This is a genomic window from Microcella flavibacter (genome assembly GCF_012530535.1).
GTDB lineage: Bacteria > Actinomycetota > Actinomycetes > Actinomycetales > Microbacteriaceae > Microcella > Microcella flavibacter.
The window spans coordinates 1,922,759-1,946,838 of the sequence record NZ_CP051299.1 but is presented as its reverse complement, the minus strand read 5'-3'; the positions used below and the strand labels follow the sequence as shown (position 1 = coordinate 1,946,838).

At 74.4% G+C, this 24,080-nt stretch carries 24 protein-coding genes; 18 read left to right on the top strand and 6 right to left on the bottom strand.

Annotation, left to right across the window (positions count from 1 at the left end; translation table 11 throughout):
• Window positions 1-31 precede the first annotated feature (31 nt).
• The 6 genes from murA to HGB54_RS09275 all read left to right on the top strand — a co-directional run bounded on the left by murA (window position 32) and on the right by HGB54_RS09275 (window position 6,937).
• A complete protein-coding gene (gene murA, locus HGB54_RS09300) occupies window positions 32-1,399 on the top strand; it encodes a UDP-N-acetylglucosamine 1-carboxyvinyltransferase (protein WP_168916172.1) in 1,368 nt (455 codons plus the stop codon).
• Window positions 1,400-1,516: 117 nt separating this feature from the next.
• On the top strand, window positions 1,517-2,248 hold the full coding sequence (locus tag HGB54_RS09295) for a lysophospholipid acyltransferase family protein (protein WP_323740663.1): 732 nt from the start codon (window positions 1,517-1,519) through the stop codon (window positions 2,246-2,248).
• Window positions 2,249-2,288: 40 nt separating this feature from the next.
• Window positions 2,289-3,323 carry an NAD(P)H-dependent glycerol-3-phosphate dehydrogenase gene (locus HGB54_RS09290; RefSeq protein ID WP_407663502.1) on the top strand — a complete coding sequence of 345 codons (1,035 nt, stop codon included), beginning with the start codon at window positions 2,289-2,291 and terminating at the stop codon, window positions 3,321-3,323.
• 93 nt (window positions 3,324-3,416) lie between these two features.
• On the top strand, window positions 3,417-4,157 hold the full coding sequence (locus HGB54_RS09285) for an alpha/beta fold hydrolase (RefSeq protein ID WP_168916171.1): 741 nt from the start codon (window positions 3,417-3,419) through the stop codon (window positions 4,155-4,157).
• Window positions 4,154-5,737 carry a Mur ligase family protein gene (locus HGB54_RS09280; RefSeq protein WP_168916170.1) on the top strand — a complete coding sequence of 528 codons (1,584 nt, stop codon included), beginning with the start codon at window positions 4,154-4,156 and terminating at the stop codon, window positions 5,735-5,737. The genes HGB54_RS09285 and HGB54_RS09280 overlap by 4 nt, the downstream gene beginning before the upstream one ends.
• Window positions 5,738-5,788: 51 nt before the next feature.
• Complete coding sequence (locus tag HGB54_RS09275; RefSeq protein WP_168916169.1) at window positions 5,789-6,937, top strand: D-alanine--D-alanine ligase family protein; 1,149 nt, start codon at window positions 5,789-5,791, stop codon at window positions 6,935-6,937.
• Here the strand turns inward: HGB54_RS09275 and HGB54_RS09270 are convergent.
• From HGB54_RS09270 to HGB54_RS09260, 3 genes are read right to left on the bottom strand one after another with little or no spacing between them, the layout of a single operon-like run.
• The gene (locus tag HGB54_RS09270; RefSeq protein WP_168916168.1) at window positions 6,934-7,521 is read right to left on the bottom strand and encodes a DUF3515 family protein; all 588 of its coding nucleotides are present in this window, start codon (window positions 7,519-7,521) and stop codon (window positions 6,934-6,936) included. The genes HGB54_RS09275 and HGB54_RS09270 overlap by 4 nt on opposite strands.
• A gap of 58 nt (window positions 7,522-7,579) precedes the next feature.
• On the bottom strand, window positions 7,580-7,954 hold the full coding sequence (locus tag HGB54_RS09265; RefSeq protein ID WP_168916167.1) for a hypothetical protein: 375 nt from the start codon (window positions 7,952-7,954) through the stop codon (window positions 7,580-7,582).
• A complete protein-coding gene (locus HGB54_RS09260; protein WP_168916166.1) occupies window positions 7,954-8,430 on the bottom strand; it encodes a hypothetical protein in 477 nt (158 codons plus the stop codon). The genes HGB54_RS09265 and HGB54_RS09260 overlap by 1 nt, the downstream gene beginning before the upstream one ends.
• A 39-nt stretch (window positions 8,431-8,469) precedes the next feature.
• Between HGB54_RS09260 and thiL the strand changes: the two genes are divergently transcribed.
• Window positions 8,470-9,507 carry a thiamine-phosphate kinase gene (gene thiL, locus HGB54_RS09255; RefSeq protein ID WP_168916165.1) on the top strand — a complete coding sequence of 346 codons (1,038 nt, stop codon included), beginning with the start codon at window positions 8,470-8,472 and terminating at the stop codon, window positions 9,505-9,507.
• On the opposite strand, the gene rsmD is transcribed toward thiL, so the two are convergent.
• Together rsmD and HGB54_RS09245 are read right to left on the bottom strand one after the other, a co-directional pair.
• A complete protein-coding gene (gene rsmD / locus HGB54_RS09250) occupies window positions 9,504-10,124 on the bottom strand; it encodes a 16S rRNA (guanine(966)-N(2))-methyltransferase RsmD (protein WP_168916164.1) in 621 nt (206 codons plus the stop codon). The genes thiL and rsmD overlap by 4 nt on opposite strands.
• Complete coding sequence (locus tag HGB54_RS09245) at window positions 10,121-10,687, bottom strand: CGNR zinc finger domain-containing protein (protein ID WP_168916163.1); 567 nt, start codon at window positions 10,685-10,687, stop codon at window positions 10,121-10,123. The genes rsmD and HGB54_RS09245 overlap by 4 nt, the downstream gene beginning before the upstream one ends.
• Window positions 10,688-10,772: 85 nt before the next feature.
• On the opposite strand from HGB54_RS09245, the gene HGB54_RS09240 reads away from it, so the two are divergent.
• The 4 genes from HGB54_RS09240 to coaD are packed head-to-tail and all read left to right on the top strand — an operon-like array spanning window position 10,773 to window position 15,282.
• Window positions 10,773-11,843, top strand: a complete 1,071-nt coding sequence (locus tag HGB54_RS09240) for an EamA family transporter (RefSeq protein ID WP_168916162.1) — start codon at window positions 10,773-10,775, stop codon at window positions 11,841-11,843.
• A 5-nt stretch (window positions 11,844-11,848) separates the two neighbouring features.
• Window positions 11,849-14,029: an ATP-dependent DNA helicase RecG gene (locus tag HGB54_RS09235; RefSeq protein ID WP_168916161.1), complete on the top strand. Its 2,181-nt coding sequence runs from the start codon at window positions 11,849-11,851 to the stop codon at window positions 14,027-14,029.
• 13 nt (window positions 14,030-14,042) lie between these two features.
• The gene (locus tag HGB54_RS09230) at window positions 14,043-14,732 is read left to right on the top strand and encodes an endonuclease/exonuclease/phosphatase family protein (protein ID WP_168916160.1); all 690 of its coding nucleotides are present in this window, start codon (window positions 14,043-14,045) and stop codon (window positions 14,730-14,732) included.
• A gap of 58 nt (window positions 14,733-14,790) precedes the next feature.
• Entirely contained in the window at window positions 14,791-15,282 is a 492-nt protein-coding gene (coaD, locus tag HGB54_RS09225; RefSeq protein WP_168916159.1) for a pantetheine-phosphate adenylyltransferase, read from the top strand.
• An 88-nt stretch (window positions 15,283-15,370) separates the two neighbouring features.
• On the opposite strand, the gene HGB54_RS09220 is transcribed toward coaD, so the two are convergent.
• Window positions 15,371-15,628: a hypothetical protein gene (locus HGB54_RS09220; protein WP_168916158.1), complete on the bottom strand. Its 258-nt coding sequence runs from the start codon at window positions 15,626-15,628 to the stop codon at window positions 15,371-15,373.
• Window positions 15,629-16,136: 508 nt separating this feature from the next.
• Here HGB54_RS09220 and HGB54_RS09215 point away from each other — a divergent pair.
• From HGB54_RS09215 to HGB54_RS09185, 7 genes are all read left to right on the top strand, one after another.
• Complete coding sequence (locus HGB54_RS09215) at window positions 16,137-17,144, top strand: TIGR03557 family F420-dependent LLM class oxidoreductase (protein WP_168916157.1); 1,008 nt, start codon at window positions 16,137-16,139, stop codon at window positions 17,142-17,144.
• A gap of 206 nt (window positions 17,145-17,350) precedes the next feature.
• Window positions 17,351-17,758: a PLDc N-terminal domain-containing protein gene (locus tag HGB54_RS09210; RefSeq protein WP_228545777.1), complete on the top strand. Its 408-nt coding sequence runs from the start codon at window positions 17,351-17,353 to the stop codon at window positions 17,756-17,758.
• Between the two features lie 100 nt (window positions 17,759-17,858).
• Entirely contained in the window at window positions 17,859-18,380 is a 522-nt protein-coding gene (locus HGB54_RS09205) for a YdeI/OmpD-associated family protein (RefSeq protein WP_323740662.1), read from the top strand.
• Between the two features lie 106 nt (window positions 18,381-18,486).
• The gene (gene cofE, locus HGB54_RS09200) at window positions 18,487-19,293 is read left to right on the top strand and encodes a coenzyme F420-0:L-glutamate ligase (RefSeq protein WP_168916921.1); all 807 of its coding nucleotides are present in this window, start codon (window positions 18,487-18,489) and stop codon (window positions 19,291-19,293) included.
• Between the two features lie 46 nt (window positions 19,294-19,339).
• On the top strand, window positions 19,340-20,404 hold the full coding sequence (locus HGB54_RS09195; protein WP_168916156.1) for an AAA family ATPase: 1,065 nt from the start codon (window positions 19,340-19,342) through the stop codon (window positions 20,402-20,404).
• A gap of 8 nt (window positions 20,405-20,412) precedes the next feature.
• Entirely contained in the window at window positions 20,413-21,663 is a 1,251-nt protein-coding gene (locus HGB54_RS09190) for a DUF58 domain-containing protein (protein ID WP_168916155.1), read from the top strand.
• Window positions 21,656-24,076 carry a DUF3488 and transglutaminase-like domain-containing protein gene (locus HGB54_RS09185; protein ID WP_168916154.1) on the top strand — a complete coding sequence of 807 codons (2,421 nt, stop codon included), beginning with the start codon at window positions 21,656-21,658 and terminating at the stop codon, window positions 24,074-24,076. Before HGB54_RS09190 ends, HGB54_RS09185 begins: the two co-directional genes overlap by 8 nt.
• Window positions 24,077-24,080: the final 4 nt, after the last annotated feature.

Sequence of the window (24,080 nt, the reverse complement as noted above, 5' to 3'; positions counted from 1 at the left end):
CGAGGCCTCCCCACACCCGGAAGAGCGGTACATGAACTCCCACCTCGATCTGGACTCCCGCAAGGCGGCGCAGCGCGTCGGCCTCACCTCCGACACGATCGTCATCCGCGGCGGAAAGCCGCTGAACGGTCGCATCGAGGTGCGCGGGGCCAAGAACCTCGTCACCAAGGCGATGGTCGCCGCGCTGCTGGCCGACACCCCGAGCATCCTCAAGGGCGTCCCCGAGATCAGCGACGTGCACGTCGTCAAGGGCCTCCTCGAGGCCCACGGCGTGGTCGTCGACGAGCTCATGCCCGGCGAGCTGCGCCTCGACCCCAGCAATGTGTCGAGCGCGCACTTCGCCGAGATCAACGCGCACGCCGGCTCCAGCCGCATCCCGATCCTGTTCTGCGGCCCGCTGCTGCACCAGCTCGGCGAGGCGTTCATCCCCGACCTCGGCGGCTGCCGCATCGGCGACCGGCCGATCGACTTCCACCTCAACGCGCTGCGCGCGCTCGGGGCCGTGGTCGAGAAGCTCGACGACGGCATCCACCTCACCGCCCCCGACGGCCTCATCGGCGCGAACATCGAGCTGCCGTTCCCGAGCGTCGGCGCGACCGAGCAGGTGCTCCTCTCCGCCGTGCGCGCCGAGGGCACGACCGAGCTGAAGAACGCCGCCATCGAGCCCGAGATCATGGATCTCATCGCGATCCTGCAGAAGATGGGCGCCATCATCTCGGTGGAGCCGAACCGCGTCATCGTCATCGAGGGCGTGCAGAAGCTGCGGGGCTACGTGCACACGGCGATCTTCGACCGCAACGAGGCCGCGAGCTGGGCATCCGCCGCGCTCGCGACCCACGGCGACATCACCGTCGGCGGGGCCAAGCAGCAGGAGCTCATGACCTTCCTCAACGTCTACCGCAAGGTGGGCGGCGAGTTCGAGGTGCTCGAGGACGGCATCCGGTTCTACCACCCGGGCACGCCCCTCAAGCCCGTCATGGTAGAGACCGACGTGCACCCCGGCTTCATGACCGACTGGCAGCAGCCGCTCATCGTCGCGCTCACGCAGGCCGAGGGCACCTCGGTCGTGCACGAGACGGTGTACGAGAACCGCTTCGGCTTCACCGACGCGCTCAACACCATGGGCGCCGACATCACGGTGCACCAGAGCGGCATCGCCTCGATCACGCGCCGCGTGCCGCGCCGTCCGCTCGAGCAGGCCGCCGTCGTCACCGGCCCGACCCACCTCACGGGCGCCGACGTGCGCGTGCCCGACCTGCGCGGCGGGTTCAGCCACCTCATCGCGGCGCTCGCCGCCGAGGGCACGTCGACGATCAGCAACGTCGGCATCATCAGCCGCGGCTACGAGCTGTTCATCGACAAGCTCGAGCAGCTCGGCGCCGACTTCGAGCTCGTCTGAGCCGCGCGGGGGCGCCATCGCTCGGCTGAGCCGACCGAACGCGCCCCTGCGCGACTGCGCGACGGCGCCCCGCGCGGGTGCCCTCGCCGACGTGCCGCCGAGCACTAGCCTGGGGCGGTGACCCGCGAGAAGACCCTCCTCTGGCACGGCATCGCCGCCCTCTGCCTGCCGCTGCTGACCGTCATGGCCAAGTTCGTCACGATCGACGGGCACAAGCTGCCGAAGCAGGGCGCGTTCATCCTCGCCCCCAACCACTACAGCGAGATCGACCCGGTCATCATGGGGCGCTTCATGTGGGGCCTCGGCCGGGTGCCCCGGTTCCTCGCCAAGGGCAGCCTGTTCCGCATCCCCGTCATCGGCCGCATCCTCACCGCCTCCGGGCAGATCCCCGTCGAGCGCGAGGGGCGGGGGCGGTCGGATGCTCCGCTCAAGGCGGCGCAGCAGCTGGTCGATCGGCGCCTCGCCGTCATCATCTACCCCGAGGGCACGCTCACGCGCGACCCCGAGATGTGGCCGATGCGCGGCAAGTCGGGCGCCGTGCGCATGGCGCTCGAATCGGGCGTCGACATCATCCCCGCCGCCCACTGGGGCACCCAGCACGTCATGGCGCGGTACTCGAAGAGGATCAGCTTCTTCCCCCGCAAGCGCATCGAATGCAAGATCGGCGACCCCGTCGATCTCAGCGACCTGCGCGGGCGCCCCCTCGACCAGGCGACGCTCGTCGAGGGCACCGACCGCGTGATGGGGGCCATCGCCGGGCTGCTCGGCGAGCTGCGCGGCGAGACGCCGCCGGCCGAGCGCTGGGACCCGATCAAGAACAACCAGAAGGAGACCGGACGCTTTGAGTGACGCCGCCCGCGCGATCGAGCACCCGCCCCTGACCGAGGCCATCTCGCTGCCCCTCGAGGGCCTCGCCCCCGACGCCCTGCGCATCGCCGTGCTGGGCGCCGGCTCGTGGGGCACGACCTTCGCGAAGGTGCTCGCCGACGCCGGAGCGCAGACGACCCTGTGGGCGCGCCGTCGCGAGGTCGCGCAGGAGATCACCGAGACCCACCGCAACAGCGACTACCTGCCCGGCATCAACCTGCCGCCGAACCTGCGCGCGCACGACCGGCTCGAGCGCGTGCTCGCCGGCGCGCAGCAGGTCTACCTCTCGGTGCCGAGCCAGTCGCTGCGGTCGAACCTGCACTCGATCCGCGACATCGTGCCGCCGGACGTGCCGGTCGTGAGCCTCATGAAGGGCGTCGAGCGCGGCACCGGGCTGCGCATGAGCGAGGTCATCGCGAGCGAGCTCGGCATCGACCTCGAGCGCATCGCGGTCGTGAGCGGGCCGAACCTTGCCCTCGAGATCGCGAAGAAGCAGCCGACCGCGGCCGTCGTCGCGAGCGCCGACCATGCCACGGCCGTCGCCGTCGCGCAGGCCGCGACGAACGACTACTTCCGCAGCTTCGTCAACACCGACGTCATCGGCACCGAGTTCGGCGGCGTGCTGAAGAACCTCATCGCGGTCGCCGTGGGCATCGCCGACGGCGTCGGCTACGGCGAGAACACGAAGGCCTCGATCATCACCCGCGGCCTCGTCGAGCTCACCCACTTCGCGGTGGCCTACGGCGCGCGCGCCGAGACGATGATCGGGCTCGCCGGGCTCGGCGACCTCATCGCCACGTGCGAGTCGAAGCTCTCGCGCAACAACACCGCCGGCCGCCTGCTCGGGCAGGGCTACGCCTTCACCGAGGTCATCGCGCAGATGAACCAGACCGCCGAGGGACTCTCGTCGGTCGGCCCCATCCTCGAGCTCGCCGAGCAGCGCGGCGTGCACATGCCGATCGTCGCCCAGGTCGCGCAGGTGCTCGAGGGCACCCTCGACCCGCGCGAGCTCGCCCCCCACCTCGCCACCGACAGCGACGAGCCGCAGGGCGAGTAGCCGCACGGGCGACCGACCCTCCGCATGCGCGATGCGCACACCCCGGCGCGCTGACCCCCGCTCGGGGGGTGCGCCGCCCGATAGGCTGAGCGGGTGATCACCTCCCTCGCCGGCGGCCGCGTCCTGGCCGAGAAGTCGGGCTCGACGCCGCCCGCGGTGGTCGCCCTGCACGGCTGGGGGCGCGACGGCGGAGACTTCGCGACGATCCTCTCCGGGCTGGATGCGGTGAGCATCCACCTGCCCGGTTTCGGCCCCGCGCCCGCCCCCGACACCGTCTGGAGCACCGAGCAGTACGCCGAGCTGGTCGCCGAGGCGATCGCCGCCTACGCGCCCGTCGTCGTGGTCGGGCACTCCTTCGGCGGCCGCGTCGCGGTGCGCCTGGCGGCTCGTCGCCCCGAGCTGGTCAGCGGCCTCGTCCTCACCGGCGCCCCGCTCGTGCGCCTCGCGCCGACGGTGAAGCCGCCGCTCTCGTACCGTCTCGCGCGCTGGGCGAACGCCCGCGGCCTGCTGAGCGACGCCCGCATGGATGACCTGCGCAACCAGCGCGGATCCGCCGACTACCGCGCCGCCCAGGGCGTCATGCGCGGCGTGCTCGTCTCGGCCGTCAACGAGAGCTACGACGACGACCTGCGCTCCCTGACCTGCCCCGTGAGCATGGTCTGGGGCGAGCACGACACCGCTGCGCCGACCGAGGCCGGACGCATCGCCGCCGAGCGGTGCGGCGCCCGGTTCCGCGTGGTGCCGGGCTCGGAGCACCTGCTGACCGGCGACCTCGAGCTCTCCGTGCGCGAGGAGCTCATGTCGATGCTGAGAGAACGGAACGCCCCGGCATGATCCTCACCGAGCCGATCACCCTCATCGCGCTCGGGCTGGCCGCGATCGCGGCCGTGCCCGTCGCCGCGCGCTGGCTGCGCGTCGCCCAGCGCGAGCACTACGTGCCCACCTGGGTGAGCCGCATGGCGGCCCTCTGGGTCGCGCGCGAGCCGATCACGGCGATCGGCACGGCGGTCGTCGTCGTGCTCCTCGCCCTCGCCGTGATCGCGGGCCCCGGCGGCGTCGCGCTCGACGGTCTCGCCGACGCCGGCCCCTTCCTCGCGCTCGCCGCCATCCTCGTGCTCGCCCGCCTGCCGTACGGACTGCCGGTGCGCGGCCGCAGCGCCCGCTTCGCCCTCACCGCTCGGGTCAAGCGCCTGCTCGCCGCCTGGATCGTCGTGCACCTCATCGCCGGCGTCGGCCTCGCGGCGCTGCTCGGCCCCGTCGGTCCGGCGCTCGTGCTGCTGCTGAGCGCGCCGCTCACCGACCTGGCGCTCGCGATCACGGCCCCGATCGAGAAGGCCATGTCGAAGAAGTTCGTCGTGCAGGCCCGGGCGCGCCTGAGGCAAGTCGGCCCCCGCGTCGTCGCCATCACCGGCTCGTACGGCAAGACGAGCACCAAGAACTACGTCGCCCACCTGCTGAGCGGCACGTACACGACGGTCGCGAGCCCCGCCTCCTTCAACAACCGGCTCGGCCTCTCGCGCGCGGTCAACGACAAGCTCGTTCCCGGCACCGAGATCTTCGTCGCCGAGATGGGCATCTTCGGCGCGGGCGAGATCCGCGAGCTCACGACGCACTTCCCGCCCGACATCGCCGCGATCACCGTCGTCGGCGAGGGCCACCTGCAGCGCATGCGGTCGACCGACGTCATCTTCCGCGCGAAGGCCGAGATCACCGAGAGGGCGCGCACGGTCGTGCTGCCGATCGACGATCCGCGCATCGCGCGCCTGGCCGAGCAGTGCGCGGCGGCCGGCAAGCGCGTGGTCTCCGTCTCGCTCGACCCCGCGGCCGACGCCGACATCGTGCTGGATGCGCGCGGCGAGGGCGGGGCATCCCTGGTCGTCGGGCGGGGCGCGGATCCGATCGCCGTCGAGGTCTCGAGCACCGGCCACGCCGTCAACATCGCCGTGGCCGCCGGCATCGCGTACGCGGCCGACGTGCCCGTCGCGACCATCGGGGCGCGGCTCGGCTCGCTGCCCGGCTCGCAGCACCGCGCGGAGGTGCAGCAGGCGCCGAGCGGGGCGCTCATCATCGACGACACCTACAACTCGAACCCCGTGGGCGCCCTGCGCGCGCTCGAGGGCGCCGCGCAGCTCGCGGCGGAGCGCGGCGGCGAGCTCGTCGTCGTCACCCCCGGCATGGTCGAGCTCGGCCCCGTGCAGGCCGAGCGCAACCGCGACTTCGCGGCGGCGATCAAGGCCGCGGGCGGAACCCTCTTCGCCGTCGGCCGCACGAACCGCCCGGCGCTCCTCGCGGGCTACGGCACCTCGGCCCGCGTGGTCGACGCGCGCGACGCGGCGGTGCGCGCGGCCGTCGAGCTCGCCGCCGACCGGGGCGTTATCCTCTACGAGAACGACCTGCCCGACCACTATCCGTGAGTCGCCGCCCGGGCACGGATTGAGCGCGGCGCGCGACCTCGCAAGGTGCCCATGAACCAGAACGCCCCTTGGGCCGTCGTCTTCGGCGGGCCGAGCCCCGAGCACGAGATCTCCATCCTCACCGGTCTGCAGGCCGAGCGCGTGCTCGTCGCCGCCGGCCACCGCGTCGTGCCGATCTACTGGTCGCCGACGGGGGAGTGGTTCCGCGTGCCCGACGCGACCGAGGCGAAGGACTACCTCGAGGGCGCTCCGCGCGAGAGCGTGGCGCTCGAGGTGCGCCTCTCCGGCGAGCCCGGTCTGTACCGCCGCAAGCGGCTCGGGGCCGAGAAGCTCGAGATCGAGGCGGCCCTGCTGTGCCTGCACGGCGGCGCGGGCGAGGGCGGCGGCGGCGCGGCGCTCTTCTCGACGCTGGGCATCCCGGCCACCGGGTCGACGATCTTCGCCGGCGCGGTCGGCATGGACAAGCTCGCCTTCGGCGGCCTCATGCACGCGGCAGGCATCCCCTCGCTGCCGCGCGAGGCCGTGTCCACCATCACCGAGCCGAGCTTCGGCGGCCCCTACATCGTCAAGCCCCGCTTCGGCGGCTCGTCGATCGGCATCGAGATCGCCGACGATCTGGATGCCGCGCGCGCGCTCGCGGGCGCCAGCGTTCACCTGCGCACCGGCGCGGTGCTCGAGCCGTACCGGCCGCAGCTCGTCGACCTCAACATCTCCTTCCGCACGCACCCGCAGCTCGAGATCAGCGACCTCGAGAAGCCGCTGCGCGGCGCCGGCGACAGCGCGCTCTACTCCTACGCCGAGAAGTACCTCGCGGGCGGCGCCGGAGCGGAGGCGGGCCTGTCGAGCGCGCCCCGCGAGTTCCCCGCGCAGGTGCCCGACGCGGTGCACGCCGCCGCGCGCTCCCTCGCCGAGCGGGTCGCCGACGTCACCCGTCTCACCGGCATCGTGCGCGTCGACCTGCTGCTCGACGAGGCCACCGGCGACCTGTTCGTCAACGAGGTCAACTCGATCCCCGGCGCGCTCTCGCTCTACCTCTGGGCCACGAAGCGCCCCGCCGCCGAGGTGCTCGTCGACGCGATCGTCGAGGCGCGCGACAAGCGCATCGTGTTCCCGCAGGCCGGCTTCGGCGGCGGGGCCGCGCTGCGCGCCGCGGGCGGCATCGCGGGCAAGCTCGTCGGGCTCGACGGGCCGCGCGCCTAGGGAGCGGTCGACCCCTCGGGAAGCGTCGTCTCCTCGGGTGCCGGGGTCTCCGACGGAGCCGCGGGCTCCTCGGGTGCGGGCTCCTCGCCCGGCGCGACCGTGCCGCCGCCGAACACGTCGGTCGCATCGAGGCAGCGCATCTCGGCCGGCACCGCGGCGACGGCCGCGCTGATCGGGCGCAGCGCCTCGGGGCCGCGCACGACGTCGTTGTCGACGATGACCTCGGTGACCGGGGTGCGGCCGTAGCTGACGAAGGCGAAGTCGGGCGCGCCGGAGTCGTCGAGCAGCCAGTCGACGCCGTCGACCGTGAAGCAGGGCAGGTCGCTCGGCCCGATCGGCGGAAGGCCGCAGCGGTAGATCACGGCGGCCGGATCGCCCCAGGCGGCGGTGGCCTGCGCGTTCGTCGACCGGCGCTCGAGCTCGCCCACGGCGTCGGGCAGCCGCACCGAGATCTCGGCGCACGCGACGGCGTTCGCCTCGGGGGCGGCCTCGAGGTTGACGGTGCCCGCGCAGCCTCCGAGCAGGAGGGCGAGCGGCAGGGCGGCGGCGAGCGCGAGCGTGCGGCGGCGGGCGGGAGCGGTCATCGTGCTCAGGGTATCGGCCGGCGGTGGGCGCGAGCCGAGCATCCCGCCCCCGCGTCCGTCAGGGGAGGAGGTCGCCCGCGGCGAGGACGGCGGCGCTCCAGAGGGCGCTGACGATGCCGAGCAGGATGAGCCCGCCGGCGGTCAGCAGCATGCCGCGGAACACGAGCGCGGCCGCGTCGCGCTCGGGCGCTCCGCGGTCGGCGCGGCGCTCGCGCCGGCGCGCGAGCACGAGCGCCACGACGCCGGTGAGCAGGGCGAGCGGCGGGCCGATGAAACGGGCCGCGTCGGCGAGGGCGCGCAGATCGGCGGGCATCGGGATGCGCGGCGCGATGATCGCGGCGGCCAGCACGACCACGGCCGCGACGCCGGCGATCGTCAGCAGCAGCCGCGCGAGGCCGCGCAGCTGGGCGGCGGAGAGGGACGGGGCGGGCATCAGCTGAACCCCTCGAGCAGGAGGATCGCGATGACGCCGGCCCAGAGCAGGCCGGCCAGCAGGATGACGCTCACGCCGGCGATGGCGAGGCCGATGCCGACGATCGCCACGACGCGGGTGCTCGGCGCCAGTCGGGCGAGACCGGGGACGAGCGCGCGCCACACGAGGATGTTGAGCGCGACGACGGCGAGCAGCGGCGAGCCGATGCCGAGGATGCCCCCGACCGGCTCGGTGATGTCGGCGACGGGGCCGGTCGCCTGCTCGACGACGACGAGGATCACGAAGGCGACGAGCAGTCCGATCGAGGTGAGGCCGAGCACGCGCGCGGCCGTGCGCATGCCGGCGCGGGCGCGCGCGACGACGTCGTCGGCGAGGATAGGTGCACCGGCGGCGGCCGGGGCCGGGGCGGCGACAGGCGCGGCGGCGGACGCCGGCTCGGCGGGGCCGTACGGGGTGGCAGGCGTCTCGTCGCTCATGCCCCCAGTCTGCCGGGCGCGCCGCGCTACCGTGGGCATATGCCCGTTGCGTGCACCGCCGACCCGCTCGACTCCCTCGACGCCGTCGGCGAGCTCGCCGCCCTCGCCCGCATCATCCCGCGCCTGCCCGAGTCGGCCGCGACCCTCCTCGGGCCGGGCGACGACGCCGCCGTGCTCGCCGCCGCCGACGGCCGCTACGTGGTGACGACCGACATGATGATCCACGGCCCCGACTTCCGCACGGCGTGGTCGACCATGCACGACCTCGGCTGGAAGGCCGCGGCCACCAACCTCAGCGACGTCGCCGCGATGGGCGCCCGGCCGACCGCCCTCGTCGTCGCCCTCGCCGCGCCCGGCGGCACCCCGGTGGCCGAGCTCGAGGCCTTCGCCGACGGCATGCGCGACGCCTGCGCCGCGCTCGCGCCGGGCTGCGGCGTCGTCGGCGGCGACCTCAGCGTCTCGAGCGTGCTGACGATCGCCGTGACGGCGTTCGGCGATCTCGAGGGGCGCGCGCCCGTGACGCGCTCCGGCGCGGGGGAGGGCGACGTGATCGCGGTCTCCGGCCCGCTGGGGCTCGCGGCCGAGGGGCTCGCGCTGCTGTTCGAGCGGGGCGTCGATGCAACGGGGGCGCCGGATGCCGCTGCCGCCGCCCGGCTGCGCGCCGAGCATCCCGAACCGCTGTCGGCCCAGCTCGCGCCGCGACCGCCCATCGCCGACGGCCCCCTCGCCGCCCGGGCCGGAGCCACCGCCATGCTCGACCTCAGCGACGGCCTGGCGCTCGACGCCCGCCGGGTCGCTCGCGCGAGCGGCGTCGGGCTCGACCTCGACGGCGCGCTGCTCGCGGCGGCGGGCCCGCACGCGCTCGCCGGCGGGGAGGACCACTCGCTGCTCGCGACGTTCCCGGCGGAGGTCGCCGCGGCGGGGCTGCCGGGCGGCTTCGTCGAGATCGGGCGGGTCGTCGCGGCGCCTCTCGACTCGGCGGGCGCCCCCGCGCCGGCGGTGCTCGTCGACGGGCGCGCGGTCGACGAGCGCGGCGGGTGGGATCCGTTCGCGGACTGGAGCGGGCAGGCGGGCTAGGCGCCCGGCTCGTCCGATCCGTCCGGCCCGTCCGTCTCGTCCGCGAGGGCGTCGAGCCAGAACACCGCCGTCTCGCCGTAGTCGCTGCGCCGGTCGAGCGCGAGCCCCGCGGGCCACTCGGGCACGGGGCTGCGGCTCGAGCGCTCGAGCACGACGACCGCGTCGGGCGCGAGGTGCGGCACGAGCGCGCGGAGCACGTGGTCGAGCTCGAGCCCGCCGAGCTCGTAGGGCGGATCGACGAGCACGAGGTCGTACCGGTGCGCCGCACTGCCCGCGGTCGAGGTCAGGAACGACTGCACGGGCTTGCCGCTCACCGTGACGTCGGGCCCGTCCCCGCGGGCGCGGGCCCGCACGAGCTCGGCGTTGCGCTTGCAGACCTGCACCGCGGCGTGGCTCTTCTCGACGAGCACGACGCGGGATGCTCCGCGCGAGGCCGCCTCCAACCCGAGCGCTCCGCTGCCGGCGTAGAGGTCGAGCACGCGCGCGCCCTCGATGAGCCCGCGCGCCGACAGCGCGCTGAAGATCGCCTCGCGCACGCGATCGCTCGTCGGCCTCGTGCCGACCTTCGGCACCTGCAGGGTGAGGGAGCCGGCGAACCCGGCGATGATGCGCGTCACGGTTCCACGCTAGCCCGGTCGGACCGCCGCTCCCGGAACGCGATCATGTTCACGCGGTTGCCGCACCGCACGCTGCAGAAGCGCTTCGATCCGTTGCGCGACAGGTCGATGAGCAGGCCCGTGCAGTCGGGGGCGGCGCAGACCCGCATGCGCTCCGTCTCGTCGGTGCGCACGACGTCGACGAGGGCGAGCGCGGCCTCGGCGCGGATGCGGTCGATGAGCGGAGCATCCATCGGCGTCGTGTGCAGGTGCCAGTCGAATCCGTCATGGCGCTCGAGCCGGGGCTGGGCGTCGGTCTCGCGCAGCATCGCATTGACGCGCCCGGCCATCGCGTCGCGATCGAGCGCCCAGAGCGCCCGCAGCTCGTCGCGGAACCCGTGCACCGCGGCGAGCTCCGCGGCGTCGCGGTCGAAGCGGCCCGAGAAGCGCCACTCGTCGAGCAGAGCGGTGAGATCGGCCGGGGTCGCGAGCTCGTCGAGCCCGCTGCGGGAGGCCGTCGGCGCGGTGTTGGCGAGCGCGATGTCGAAGCGCAGCACCTCATCGGTGTCAGGGGCGAAATGCAATTTGACTCCTTATCCATCGAGAGCCTAGCGTCAGCGGTGAACGGGTGCCGCACTCCTGACGGTGCCAATCCGAGACAGGATGCCCATGCCCCGCCCGATCGCCGCCGGCCTCGCCCTCGGACTCCTCGCCGCCGCCTCCTTCGGCACCTCGGGCGCCCTCGTCAAGCCGCTCCTGCAGGCCGGTTGGAGCCCCGCCGCGGCCGTCGCCGTGCGCGTGCTCATCGGCGGTCTCGTGCTGCTGCCCATCGCGCTCGTGCAGCTGCGCGGCCGCTGGCGCACGCTGTGGGTCGGCCGCTGGCGCATCCTCGGCATGGCGCTCGTCGGCGTCGTCGGCACGCAGCTGTTCTACTTCGCCTCGCTGCAGACCATCCCCGTCGGCACGGCCATCCTCATCGAGTACATGGCGCCGCTGCTGCTCGTTCTCGTCGCCTGGGTGCTCAGCCGCCGCGCCCCGCGCCCCGTCGTGCTCATCGGCTCGGCGCTCGCCGTGGCCGGGCTCGTGCTCATCGTCGCGCCCGGCGGCGACGGCGCGCTCGACCCGGTGGGCGTCGCGCTCGCCGCGGGCGCCATGGTCGGTGCCGCCGGCTACTACGTCATCGCCGCGCGCCCCGCGCACGGCCTTCCCTCGATCGCTCTCGCCTGCGTCGCCCTGCTGCTGAGCGCCGCGCTGCTCGGCCTCGTCGGCCTCACCGGCCTGCTGCCGATGACGGCCTCCTTCGCCGACGTCGAGGTGCTGGGCACAGTCGCCGCCTGGTGGGTGCCGCTGCTGCTCGTCGGCATCATCTCCACCGCGATCGCCTACGCCTCGAGCATCAGCGCGAGCGCCATCCTCGGCGCGCGCCTCGCCGCCTTCATGGGCCTGCTCGAGGTGGCGATGGCCTCGCTGTGGGCCTTCCTGCTCATCGGCGAGCAGCTCACCGCGCTGCAGGGCCTCGGCGGGCTGCTCATCCTCGGCGGCATCGCCTTCGTGCGCTCCGACACGAGCGGCGATGCCGAGCACGCCGACGGCATCGCCGGGCCGGCCGCGCCGGAGCTCGACGCCGATGACGCCGCCGCCGGATCCGCCCCCACCGGCGACCACGTCGCGCACCCCCGCACCTCCCCGGTCGCGATCCCCGCCCCCGCGCGGCGGCGTCGGTCGGCGCGGCTACCGTAGAGGGCGTGACCGGCCCCCTCGACGCGAAGCTCGCGAGCGCCCTCGGCGACCGCAGCGCCAACGCGCTCAAGCGGGGCTTCGGCATGCTCACCGTCGGCGACCTGCTGAGCCACTACCCGCGCCGCTACGCCCGCCGCGGCGAGCTCACCGCGCTGAGCGAGTTGCAGGTCGACGAGTCGGTCACGATCGTCGCCGACGTGCTCGAGGTCACCGAGCGCACGATGCGCGCCCGCCGCGGCTCCATCCTCGAGGTGAAGATCAGCGACGGGCGGGGCATCCTCATCCTCACCTTCTTCAACCAGGCCTGGCGCAAGAACGACCTCACGGTCGGCCGCCGCGGCATCTTCGCCGGCAAGGTCGGCGAGTACCGGGGCATCCGCCAGCTCGCCCACCCCGACTACGAGCTCTTCGACCCCGACGAGGCGCCCGCCGTCGGCAGCGAGCAGGCCAAGAGGTGGGCGATGCAGCCCATCCCGATCTACCCCGCCACCTCGACGGTCGCCAGCTGGCAGATCGCGAAGGCGATGGATGTCGCTCTCGCGTCGATCGCCGGCATGACCGACCCCGTCCCGCCCGCCGTGCGCGCCGAGTTCGATCTGCTCGACCTCGAGCGCGCCCTCACCTGGATCCACCAGCCCGAGGACGACCGCCAGTGGCGCACCGCGCGCGACACCCTGCGGTTCCACGAGGCATTCCTGCTGCAGGCCGCGCTGCTGCAGCGCCGCGCCCAGCTGCGCGAGAGCCCCGCGACCCCGCGGCACCCCGGCGCACTGCTCGCCGGCTTCGACGCGGCCCTGCCCTTCTCCCTCACCGACGACCAGCAGCTCGTCGGCGAGGAGGTCGCGCGCGACATGGCCCAGGCGGTGCCGATGAACCGGCTCGTGCAGGGCGAGGTCGGCTCGGGCAAGACCCTCGTCGCCGTGCGGGCGATGCTCGCCGTCGCCGAGGACGGCGGCCAGAGCGCGCTGCTCGCCCCGACGGAGGTGCTCGCTGCCCAGCACCTGCGCTCCATCGTCGCGGCGCTCGGGCCGGATCTCGCCGCCCGCCTGCGGCCTGTGCTGCTCACCGGCCAGCTCGGCCAGGCGCAGCGCCGCCAGGTGCTGCTGTCGATCGCGAGCGGAGCATCCCGCATCGTCGTCGGCACCCACGCGCTGCTCGGCGAGCTCGTGCAGTTCGCCGACCTCGGCCTCGTCGTCGTCGACGAGCAGCACCGCTTCGGCGTCGAGCAGCGCGAGACCCTGCGGCGCAAGGGCGCCGTGCCGCCGCACGTGCTCGTGCTCACCGCCACGCCCATCCCGCGCACCGTCGCCATGACCGTCTTCGGCGATCTCGACGTGTCGACGATCACGACGCTGCCCGCCGGGCGCATCCCCATCGTCAGCCACGTCGTGCCGCTCGCCGAGCGCCGCGAGCTGTGGCACCGCGCCTGGGCGCGCCTCGGCGAGGAGCTCGCGCAGGGCCGCCAGGGCTTCGTCGTCGTGCCCGCGATCGATGCGGCGACGAAGGAGGACGACCCCGACGCGCTCGCCGACGGCGATGAGGCGGATGCTGCAGCCGAGGTCGCCGACCGCCCGCCGGCCTCCGTCTCCGAGCTCGTGCCCCTGCTGCGCGAGCACCCCTCCCTCGCCGGCCGCCGCATCGAGCCGCTGCACGGGCGGATGGGCACCGAGGAGAAGGACGCCGTCATGCGCTCCTTCGCCGCGGGCGAGATCGACGTGCTCGTCGCCACCACCGTCATCGAGGTCGGCGTCGACGTGCCCAACGCCTCGACGATGGTCGTCGTCGACGCCGACCGCTTCGGCGTCAGCCAGCTGCACCAGCTGCGCGGCCGCGTCGGCCGCGGCGGCGTGCCGGGCCTCTGCCTCTTCGTCACCGCCGCGCTGCCCGAGACCCTCGCGCGCGAGCGGGTCGAGGCGGTCGCCGCGACCCTCGACGGGTTCGAGCTCGCGCAGGTCGACCTCGAGCTGCGGCGCGAGGGCGACGTGCTCGGGTCGACGCAGAGCGGGGGCCGATCCAGCCTCAGGCTGCTGCGCGTCGCGAAGGACGGCGACCTCATCGGGGCGGCGCGCGAGGCCGCGGCCGGGGTGCTCGAGGGGGATGCCTCGCTCGCCGGGCATCCCGATCTGAGAGACGCCCTCGAAAGACGGCTCGACGATGGTGCGCGCGCCTTCCTGGCGAAGAATTAGGCTGGGGAGGGTCATGAAGGCCATCAGCTACAACCTGCGCAAGCACGCCGCGATCGGCGAGCTCTCGGCGCTCATCGACGCCCACTCGCCCGAGCTGCTGTGCCTGCAGGAGGTCGACACCGTCGATCTGCCGGCCGAGCTCGGCCCGCTGCACCTCGCCGACGCGACCAAGCGCAACCGGCTGGGGCTGGCGATCTACTACGACCGCGAGCGCTTCGAGTCGAAGGCGACGGGGGCGTTCCAGCTCAAGAAGTCGCTGCACGACATCATCGCGGCGCCCGCGCACGAGCGGCTGCTCGGCACCCACCTCGTCGACCGCGAGTCGGGGCACGAGCTCGTCGTCGCCTCCTTCCACGCCGCGCCCCTCACGGCCCTCAACTCGCTGCGCCGCAACCAGATCCGCGCCGCGCACGAGGCCCTGCGCGGCTTCGGCGACGGTCTGCCCACGCTCATGGTCGGCGACTTCAACTACCCGCTGTTCAAGGACTTCCTGACGGCCGAGGTGCGCGAGTCGGGGTACGAGCTCTCGCTCAGCGATCGGCGCACGTACACGCGGTACAAGTTCTTCCGCGGGCACTTCGACTTCGCCACCTCGTTCAACCTGCTCATCGACAGCGTGCAGACCCTGCCGCGCGGGGCGAGCGACCACCTGCCCATCCTCGTGACGGCGCAGGACGCCGAGGAGGCCGAGAGCGCGGCCTGACCGGCGCGACGGGCCGGCCGTCACGTCGCGGAAACACGGCCTCGCTAGGCTGAGCGCCGTGAGCAGAGTCGCTGTCGTCCCCGGGTCGTTCGATCCCATCACGCTCGGGCATCTCGATGTCATCGAGCGCGCCGCCCGCATCTTCGACGAGGTGCACGTCGTGGTGGTGCACAACCCGGGCAAGACGGCCATGCTGCCGATCGCGCAGCGGGTCGCGCTCATCGAGCAGGCGGTCGCCGACCGCGCGCTGCCCGACTCGATCCTCGTGACCAGTTGGAGCGTCGGCCTGCTCGTCGACTACTGCACCGACGTCGGCGCGAGCGTGCTCATCAAGGGCATCCGCTCGCAGATCGACGTGGCCTACGAGACGCCCATGGCGATCGTGAACCGCAACCTCGCCGGCGTCGAGACCATCTTCATGCTGCCCGACCCCGCCCACGCGCACGTCTCGAGCTCGCTCGTGCGGCAGGTCGCCTCGCTCGGCGGCGACGTCGCCCCCTACGTGCCGCGCGCGGTAGCCGAGTTCCTGCAGGCGCCGACCGAGGACTAGAGCCCCGTCGACGGCGGAAGGCCGCCGCCCAGGCGAACCTCGGCGACGGCCTTCACGGGTGATGCGGATGCTGCGGCGGCTGCCGCGGTCATCGCGGCGGCAGGAGCAGCAGCGCGGCGCTCTGCCACTGCTGCTCGCGGTCGCGGCGGCGGCGCTGCGCCTCGTGGCGGTGCGCGATCGACGCGCGCGCGACGATGACGCGCGGTCGGCGGCTCCACTGCACAAGGGCGATGCCGATGCGCAGGGCGATGCGGTCGGGCAGGCCGACCCGGCGCGGGCGCGCGGGCACGGACGGCGGATGGACGGTGGTCGGGATGCTCGGTCGAGCGGTGAGCAGGGTGCTCATGAGGGTTCGTTCCTTCGTGGCGCGGGCGCAGCATCCATCGTCGGCGCGCGGTGGCGCGCCTCGGCGGGGGCCGAGCCGGGGAGGGTGCCGCTCGTGGCGGCGGGAGGGGATCGACGCCCTCGTCGATCGGCGACAGCATGGCCGCGGAAGGGGGAGGGGTCGTGAACGGGGCGTGACCGCCGGAGGACGCGGAGGCGTCAGCCGGGGATCGGGCTTCGAGAGCGTCGCCACCGCGTGAGCGGGCGGCGGAATCTGCTACCCGGTCAGGCGGAGAGGACGCCGACGACGCCGGCGGTGAGGGGGAACCCCTCGAGAGTGATGAACATCATGCTGGCCTCCTTTCGGCGTAGTGGGTGGTCGCGTGCCTGAGGAACCTACCCCCGCCGGCCCGGGATGCGCAAGAGAGATCCCGGGCGTGTCGCGCGTCAGCGCGCCGAACCGCGATGTCATGAGGGGATCCCCGCGAGCGGCGGCGACGAGCATGCGCCCGGCGGGGCAGACTAGCCGAATGACGCCCGCCGCCCCGCTCATCGGCTACGCCGCAGCGCTCGAGCAGTACCCGCCGGCCGAGGCCGTGGCGCTCGCGCGGCTCGCCGAGCAGCACGGGTTCCGCGGAACGATGGCGGCGGACGCCTTCGCCCCCTTCACCCCGCAGCAGGGCCAGGCGAGCGCCGTCTGGCCCGTCGCCGGGGCGCTCGGCGCCGCGACCGCGGGCGATATCGGAGTGGGGCCGGTGACGCCGACCTTCCGCGTGCATCCCGCCGCGGTCGCGCAGTCCTCGGCCACCCTCGCCGCCCTCTACCCGGGCCGGCACTGGCTCGGCATCGGCAGCGGCGAGGCCATCAGCGAGCACGTCACCGGGCAGTACTGGCCCGAGCCCGCCGAGCGGCTCAACCGCATGTTCGAGGCCGTCACGATCATCACGAAGCTGTTCTCGGCATCCCTCGCCGGCAAGGAGGCCCGGCACGACGGCGAGTTCTTCCGTCTGGGCACCGCGCGGCTGTGGACGATGCCGGTCGAGGCGCCGCGCATCCTCATCGCCACTGCCGGCCCCGTCACCGCCAAGCGCGCCGGGCGCACCGTCGACGGCCTCATCATCGAGGCGGCGCCGATCGACAAGATCGGGATGCTCTTCCAGCGCTTCGCGGACGGCGCCCGCGAGGCGGGCCGCGACCTCGCGAGCACGAGCCGCGTGCTGCGGCTGCACCTGTCGTGGGCGCCGAGCGAGGAGCAGGCGATGACGAACGCCCTCGTCGAGTGGCCGAACGGAGGGATGCGCTTCGCGAAGAGCGACATCCGCTCGCCGCACGACCTCGAGCAGATCGCGAAGCTCGTGCGCCCCGACGACTTCGACGACCGGCTGCTCGTGAGCGCCGACCCCGACGTGCACCGCGCGGCCATCCAGCGCTACCTCGACCTCGGCTTCGACCGCGTGTACCTGCACAACGTCGGGCGAAACCAGGCCGAGTTCCTCGAGGTCTTCGGGCGCGAGGTGCTGCCGAAGCTGCACCGCTGACCGGCCGTCGTCCCGATCGGCGGCGGCACGGGTGCTGCTCTTCCGCCGCGAGCGTGCACAAATGCAGGACGTCCGCGGCGCGTCTCTTCGATGGTGGCGGCGACACGCCGTGGTCATGCTCGGACGTCCTGCATTCGTGCATGGCAGCGGCGGGATGCTCACGGCGACCCTGGCGCAAGACGCGGTTTCCTCACTAGGGTGACCGCGTGTACCTGATCCTGGCCGGGCTGCCGATCCTGCTCGCCGTGCTCACCCTCGCCGACATCATCATGCGCGGCGAGCACCAGGTGAACCACCTGCCGAAGACCTTCTGGATCATCCTCGTCATCATCATCCCGCTCGTCGGGGCGATCCTCTGGTGGACGATCGGCCGCGACTACGGCCCGCGCCCCGAGGCCGTCTCGTTCGGCGATCCGCGGCGGTGGGAGCGGCCCGCCGCGTCGTCCGCTGCCGCGAGCGCCCCGCTCAGCTCCACCGAGGCCGAGCTCGCCCGCCTCGACGCCGAGATCGCCCAGGCAGAGACCGAGGCCCGCATCCGCCGCCTCGAGGCCGAGGTCGAGGCCCGTCGCACGCGCGACGCCGGCGGGGGGTCCACCAGCGGCGCCGCGCGCTGACGAGCGGTCGACCAGGCCCCGGCGTCGGCCCTCGGCCCTAGGGTGCTGGCATGGTCGCCAACAGCGAGAAGCCCGTGATGCGCTTCGACTCCGTCGACGCGTGGGAGGCGTGGCTCGCGGCCCACGAGGATCACCCCGGCGTGCGCCTGCAGTTGCGCAAGAAGCGGTCGACCGCGCCGGGCATCACCTACGACGAGGCGCTCGAATCGGCCCTCTGCTTCGGCTGGATCGACGGGCAGATCTACGGCCTCGACGCGGACTACTCGCTGCAGGTGTTCACGCCGCGGCGCCCCCGGTCGGCGTGGTCGCAGCGCAACGTCGGCATCGTCGCGCGGCTGACGGAGGAGGGCCGCATGCGCTCCGTGGGTCTCGCCCAGGTCGAGCGGGCCCAGGCCGACGGACGCTGGGCGGCCGCCTACCGGCAGAAGTGCATGGAGGTGCCGGCCGACCTGCGCGCCGCCCCGAGGCCGCACCCGCCGCGGCAGCGACCTTCGCCGGCCTCGCCGCGCAGCAGCGCTTCGGCATCGTCTTCCGGCTCGACGGCGTCGTGCGGGCCGAGACGCGGGCGCGCAAGCTCGCCGGCTACGTCGCGCAGCTCGAGCGCGGCGAATCGCCGGTCTGAGGGCGGGCGACCGCCGGTTGCCCCGCGGCGAGGGCCGGGCGACGAGCGCGCGTCGAGCCGGGGGCGCGAGAATGGCAGCGTGACCGCGCTCGAGCATCCCGCCGCCCTGACCGTGCTCGTGCTGCCCGGCATCGGCGAGATCGTGCCCGGCGACGACCTGCCGGCCCTGATCGCTCACGCCGCGGCGGAGGGCGACGTGCGGCCGGGCGACATCCTCGCCGTGACGAGCAAGATCGTCAGCAAGGCCGAGGGGCGCATCCGCGAGGCGGCCGACCGCGAGCAGGCCATCACCGACGAGACGGTGCGCGTCGTCGCCACGCGCGAGCACCCGGGCGGGGTGACCCGCATCGTCGAGAACCGTCTCGGGCTCGTCATGGCCGCGGCCGGGGTCGACGCGAGCAACACCGCCGACGGCACGGTGCTGCTGCTGCCGCTCGACCCCGACGCGAGCGCGGCGGCGATCCGCGCGGCGGTGGAGGACCGCGTGGGCGGCCCGGTCGGCGTCGTCATCACCGACACCGCGGGCCGCGCCTGGCGCGAGGGCCAGACCGATATCGCGATCGGCGCGAGCGGCGTGCGCCTGCTCGACGACCTGCGCGGCGGGCGCGACGCGAGCGGCAAGCTGCTCGAGGTCACCGCCCCCGCCGTGGGCGACGAGATCGCGGCGGCCGCCGACCTCGTGAAGGGCAAATCCAGCGGGATGCCCGTGGCCGTGATCCGCGGAATGGCGCGCCTGCTCGATGCGGCAGCCCCCGGCGGTCGGCAGCTCGTGCGCCGCGCCGAGGAGGACATGTTCTACCTCGGCCACCGCGAGGCGCGCGCCGAGGGGCGGGCGGCGGGCTACGCCGAGGGGTACGAGGCCGGGCTCGCGGCGGGTCGTGCCGCCGCGGCCGGAGCATCCGAGCAATCCTGACCTTCCCGACCGGCCGTCGACCGTTTCGTCACCGGGGCATGCGAGGATGCCCGACGTGAGCACGACGACGAGCCCCGGCCCCGCCGGCCACCACCCCGACGCCCCCGCGACCGCGAGCGACGGCGCCGCCGGGTCCGGCCCGCTGACGATGGAGCGCTTCGCCGAGCTCGGCGACGCCATCCGCCACGCGATGAACGGGGTGCTCGACGGCAAGCCCGAGGCCGTCGACATGGCGCTCACCGTGCTACTGGCCGAGGGCCACCTGCTCATCGAGGACGTGCCGGGCGTCGGCAAGACCGTGCTCGCCCGCGCGCTCGCCACCTGCATCGCCGGCAGCGTCAGCCGCATCCAGTTCACCCCCGACCTGCTGCCCGCCGACATCACCGGCGTGAGCGTCTACCGGCAGCAGCAGGGCGTGTTCGAGTTAACGCCGGGCCCGGTCTTCGCCCACATCGTCATCGGCGACGAGATCAACCGTGCGAGCCCCAAGACGCAGAGCGCCCTGCTCGAGTGCATGGAGGAGGGGCAGGTCACCGTCGACGGGCTCACGCACGTGCTCGAGAAGCCGTTCCTCGTCGTCGCGACGCAGAACCCCGTCGAGATGGAGGGCACCTACGCCCTCCCGGAGGCGCAGCGCGACCGCTTCATGGCGCGCATCTCGATCGGCTACCCCGACGCCGCGAGCGAGCAGCAGATGCTGCGCGACCGCGAGCACGGCTCCCCGCTCGAGCGTCTGCAGCCGATCGTCGACGTCGCGGGTCTGCGCCGCATGGTCGCCACCGTGCGCGAGGTCTTCGTGAGCCCCGCCGTCGAGCAGTACGCCGTCGCGATCGTGCAGGCCACGCGCGACGACTCGGCGCTGCGGCTCGGGGCGAGCCCGCGCTCCACGCTGCAGCTCGTGCGCGCCGCCCGCGCCCGCGCCGCCCTCGACGGCCGCGACTTCGTGCTGCCCGACGACATCGACGCCCTCGCGACCACGGTGCTCTCGCACCGCATGATCCTCGTGCCCCGGGCGCAGCATCCCGACGGCTCGCCCGTGCGGGGCGTGGACGACGTCGTGCACCGCATCATCGCCGCGACCCCCGTGCCCGTCCCCGGCGCGCGGCGCTGAGGGGCGCCGTGCCGCGGTTGACCGGCAGGGGCTGGGCGTTCCTCGTCGTCGCCGCCAACCTCGCTGCGCTCGCCTACGGGCTCGAGCGCCCCGAGCTGCTGCCGCTCGCGGTCGTCGCCGCGGCTGCACCGATCGTCGGCCTCATCGTCGTCGCGGCGTCGCGCCCCCGGCTGGCCATCGGCCGCCACCTGCAGCCCGTCGTCGCGACCGTCGACGAGCCCGTGCGCGTCGAGGTGCTCGTCTCGGGCCGGGCCCGCGCCGCCGAGTGGATCGAGCGCGTGCCCATGACGCCCGGGTACGCGGGACCGGGCCGCCTCGCCGAGGTGCGGCCCCGCCGTACGCGGGCCCTCGGCTACCGCTACTGGCCCGAGCGCCGCGGCCTCGCCTCGGTCGGCCCGCTCCTCATCGAGGATCGCGACCCCTTCGCCCTCGCCGTGCGGGTGACGAGCACCGTCGCCGTCACGACGCAGCTCGTGCTGCCCGCCGTCGAGCCGCTGCCCGCCGGCCCCGTGCCCGATCCGAGCGCCGAGAGCGGGCCGCGCAGCAGCCGCTCGCGCGAGCGCGCCGATGACGACGTCATCACGCGCGAGTACCGCAGCGGCGACGCCATGCGCCGCGTGCACTGGCGCGTCTCGGCCCGGCAGGGCGAGCTCATGGTGCGGCAGGACGAGCCCCAGGCCGGTCCCCGCGCCCGTCTGCTCGTCGACGACCAGCGCTCCTCGTACCCCGACCACCGGCCGCGCCGCGAGCCCGCCTCGCCCGCCTTCGAGTGGTCCGTGCGCATGGCCGCCTCGGCGGCCGCCCACCTCGCCGAGCGCGGCTACGCCGTCGACCTCGTCACGCCCTCGCCGCGCGCCGACGACGCCCCCGCCGCCGACGGGCCGGTCGGCCGCGTGCTGGGCGAGCTCGCGGTGCTCGAGCTCGCCCCGGCCGCGCCGCTCGACGCCGTGCCGGGCACCGCCGCCTCCGTGCCGCTCGTCGCCGTCGCCTGCCGCCCCGATGCGGGCACCGTGCAGTGGATGCTCGCCCAGCGCGCCCCCGGATCGGTCGCCGTCGCCCTGCTCGTCGCCCCCTCCGGCCCGGTCGCCGACGGCCCGGCGGGCCGCGAGGCGGAGGACGCCTTCCGCCGGGCGGGCTGGCTCACCGCCTCGGTCGAGCCGACGGCGCCGCTGGCGGACGCCTGGTGGTCGCTGCTCGGGCGCCCCGAGGATCGCACGCCCGCGGAGGCCCTGCTGCGCGAGGGGGTGCGGCGTGGCTGAGCGGGCGGCGCGGGCACGGGCATCCACCCCCGTCGGCGGGTTCACCGGACCGGGCTCGCCCGCGGTCAGCCTCGCCCTGCTGCTCGCGACCGGGGCGGCGCTCACCGGGTTCACCGTGCTGCTCGAGGCGGAGGGCCCCTGGTTCGCCTCGACGCTCGTCGTCGCCGCGGTCGTGCTCGCGGTGGGCCTCATCGTGCGCCGCATCGCGCCGGCGTGGGCGCGGCTCTGGTCGGTCGTCGCCGGCGTGCTCGCGCTGCCGATCGCGCTCATCGCCCTGTTCGCGCTCGACGCGCTCGTGCCGGTCGGCGACGAGCTGCCCTTCGAGGGGGTCGTGCGCCGGATCGGCGAGCTCGTGATCGACGGCGAGACGGGCATCGCCGAGCAGGGCATCCCGGCGTTCGCGGAGGACGGCATCCGGTTCCTGCTCGCGGCGGGCATCGGTGCGCTCGTACTGCTCGCCGACGTGGCGGCCTCGGCGCTGCGGCGGCCGGCGCTTGCCGCGGTGCCGCTGCTGGCGGTGCTCGCCGTGCCGGTCGTGCTCGTGCCCGGCGAGCTGCCGCTCGTCTCCGCGCTCGCGACCGCCGCCGCGTTCCTGCTGCTGCTCGCCGTGCACCGGCCGGCCGCGAGCGGGGGAGGCGCCGGGGCCGGGCGCGCGATCGGCATCGCGGCCGCTGTGGTCGCGCTCGCTGTCGTCGCCCCCTCCCTCCTGCCGGCGGTCGTGGTCGGTGATCGTCCCGCGGGCCAAGGCATCGCCGGCGTCACCACCGGCGTCAATCCGCTGATCTCGCTCGGTGATGACCTTCGCCGAGGGGCTCCTGTCACTGTGCTGCGATACTCGACTACCGCGGAGGGCGGCCTGTACTTGACTCTGGCGTATCTGGCCGACTTCGAGGGTCAGAACGTTCAGCCAGTCGAGAGCGACGGCCCTGCGGAACCGACGGGTGACATCGGACCTCCGGCGTGGTTCGGCGACGGCATGCCGCGCACCGAGGTGACGACCGACATCACGCTCGCGAACCTCCGCTCCCGCTGGGTGCCGCTGCCGAGCGCGCCCGAGCGCGTCACCGATCTCGATGGCTCCTGGATCATCGACCGCGACGGCGTCACCCTCCGCTCGCCCGGCGGGCCCCTGCGAACCGGCGCCTACACGGTCGACAGCTTCATCGCCGAGCCGACGCCCGAGCAGCTGCGGGCGGCCGGCGTCGACGCGCCCGGTCTGGAGCGCTATCGCGCGGTGCCGGAGGAGACGGAGGCGATCGTCGAGCAGACGGCCCGCGCCGTCGTCGGAGACGCCGAGAATGCGTTCGATCAAGCGCTGGCCCTGCAGCGCTTCTTCACCGGCGGCGCGTTCGAGTACAGCGAGCAGGCGCCCGTCGACGGCAGCTACGACGGAACAGGCGCCGAGATCGTCGGGCGTTTCCTCGAGGCGCGCAGCGGCTACTGCGTGCAGTTCGCCTCGGCGATGACGCTCATGGCCCGCACGCTCGATATTCCCACTCGAATCGCCGTCGGGTTCCTGCCCGGGGTGCGCGACCCTGACGCGCCGAACGAGTATGTTGTGAGCAGCGATGATCTGCATTCGTGGCCAGAGCTGCACTTCGACGGCATCGGCTGGGTGCGATTCGAGCCGACCCCGTCCCGCGGTGCCCCCCCGGCTTACGCGGCCGACGACGTGACGGCGACGGACGCTGCCGCCGAGCCCGGCGCGATCCCGACCTCCACGCCCGACCCCGAGACGCCCACCGACGCGCCCGACCCAGAGGCTCCGACGCCGGGCCCCGACGGCTCGGATCCGCTCGTGCCGAGCGACGCCCCCGGCTTCGGCGCCGGCGGGCGAGACGGCACCGAGGCGGGCTCGGCCGCCGGCTTCCGGCCCGACCCCGCGGTGGTCGCGGCGGTCGCGATGGTGCTGCTGCTCGCCCTGTTTGCCACTCCTGCAGCCGCGCGGGCCCTGCGCCGTCGGCGCCGTCGCCGGTCGGAGGACGCGCTCGACCGCTGGCGCGAGGTGCGCGACACCGCGCGCGATCTCGGGCTGCCGGCGGCGCTCACGGTGACGCCGCGCGGGCTCGCCGATGCTTGGGCGGCGAGCGACTCGTCCGCCCGCGCCGACCTCGAGCGCGTCCTCCTCGCCGCGGAGGCCCGCGCCTTCGGGGCGGACCGCTCGAGGGTCGATCCGCCGGTGATCGACGGCGTGCTCGCGGCGCTGCGGGCGCAGTCGCCCGGCTGGCGCCGCCTCCTCGCCCGCGTCGCCCCGGTCTCGCTGCTGACGCGCGCCGACGACGCGCTGCTCGAGGCGGGGGAGCAGCCGGCGACGGGAGCCGCCGCGCGCTCCGACCCCGCCGGCTCCGCCCCCGCGCCCTCCGATGCCGGGCCGTCCGCGCCCGGTCCCTCCGCTCCCGGGCCCTCCGCCTAGGCTC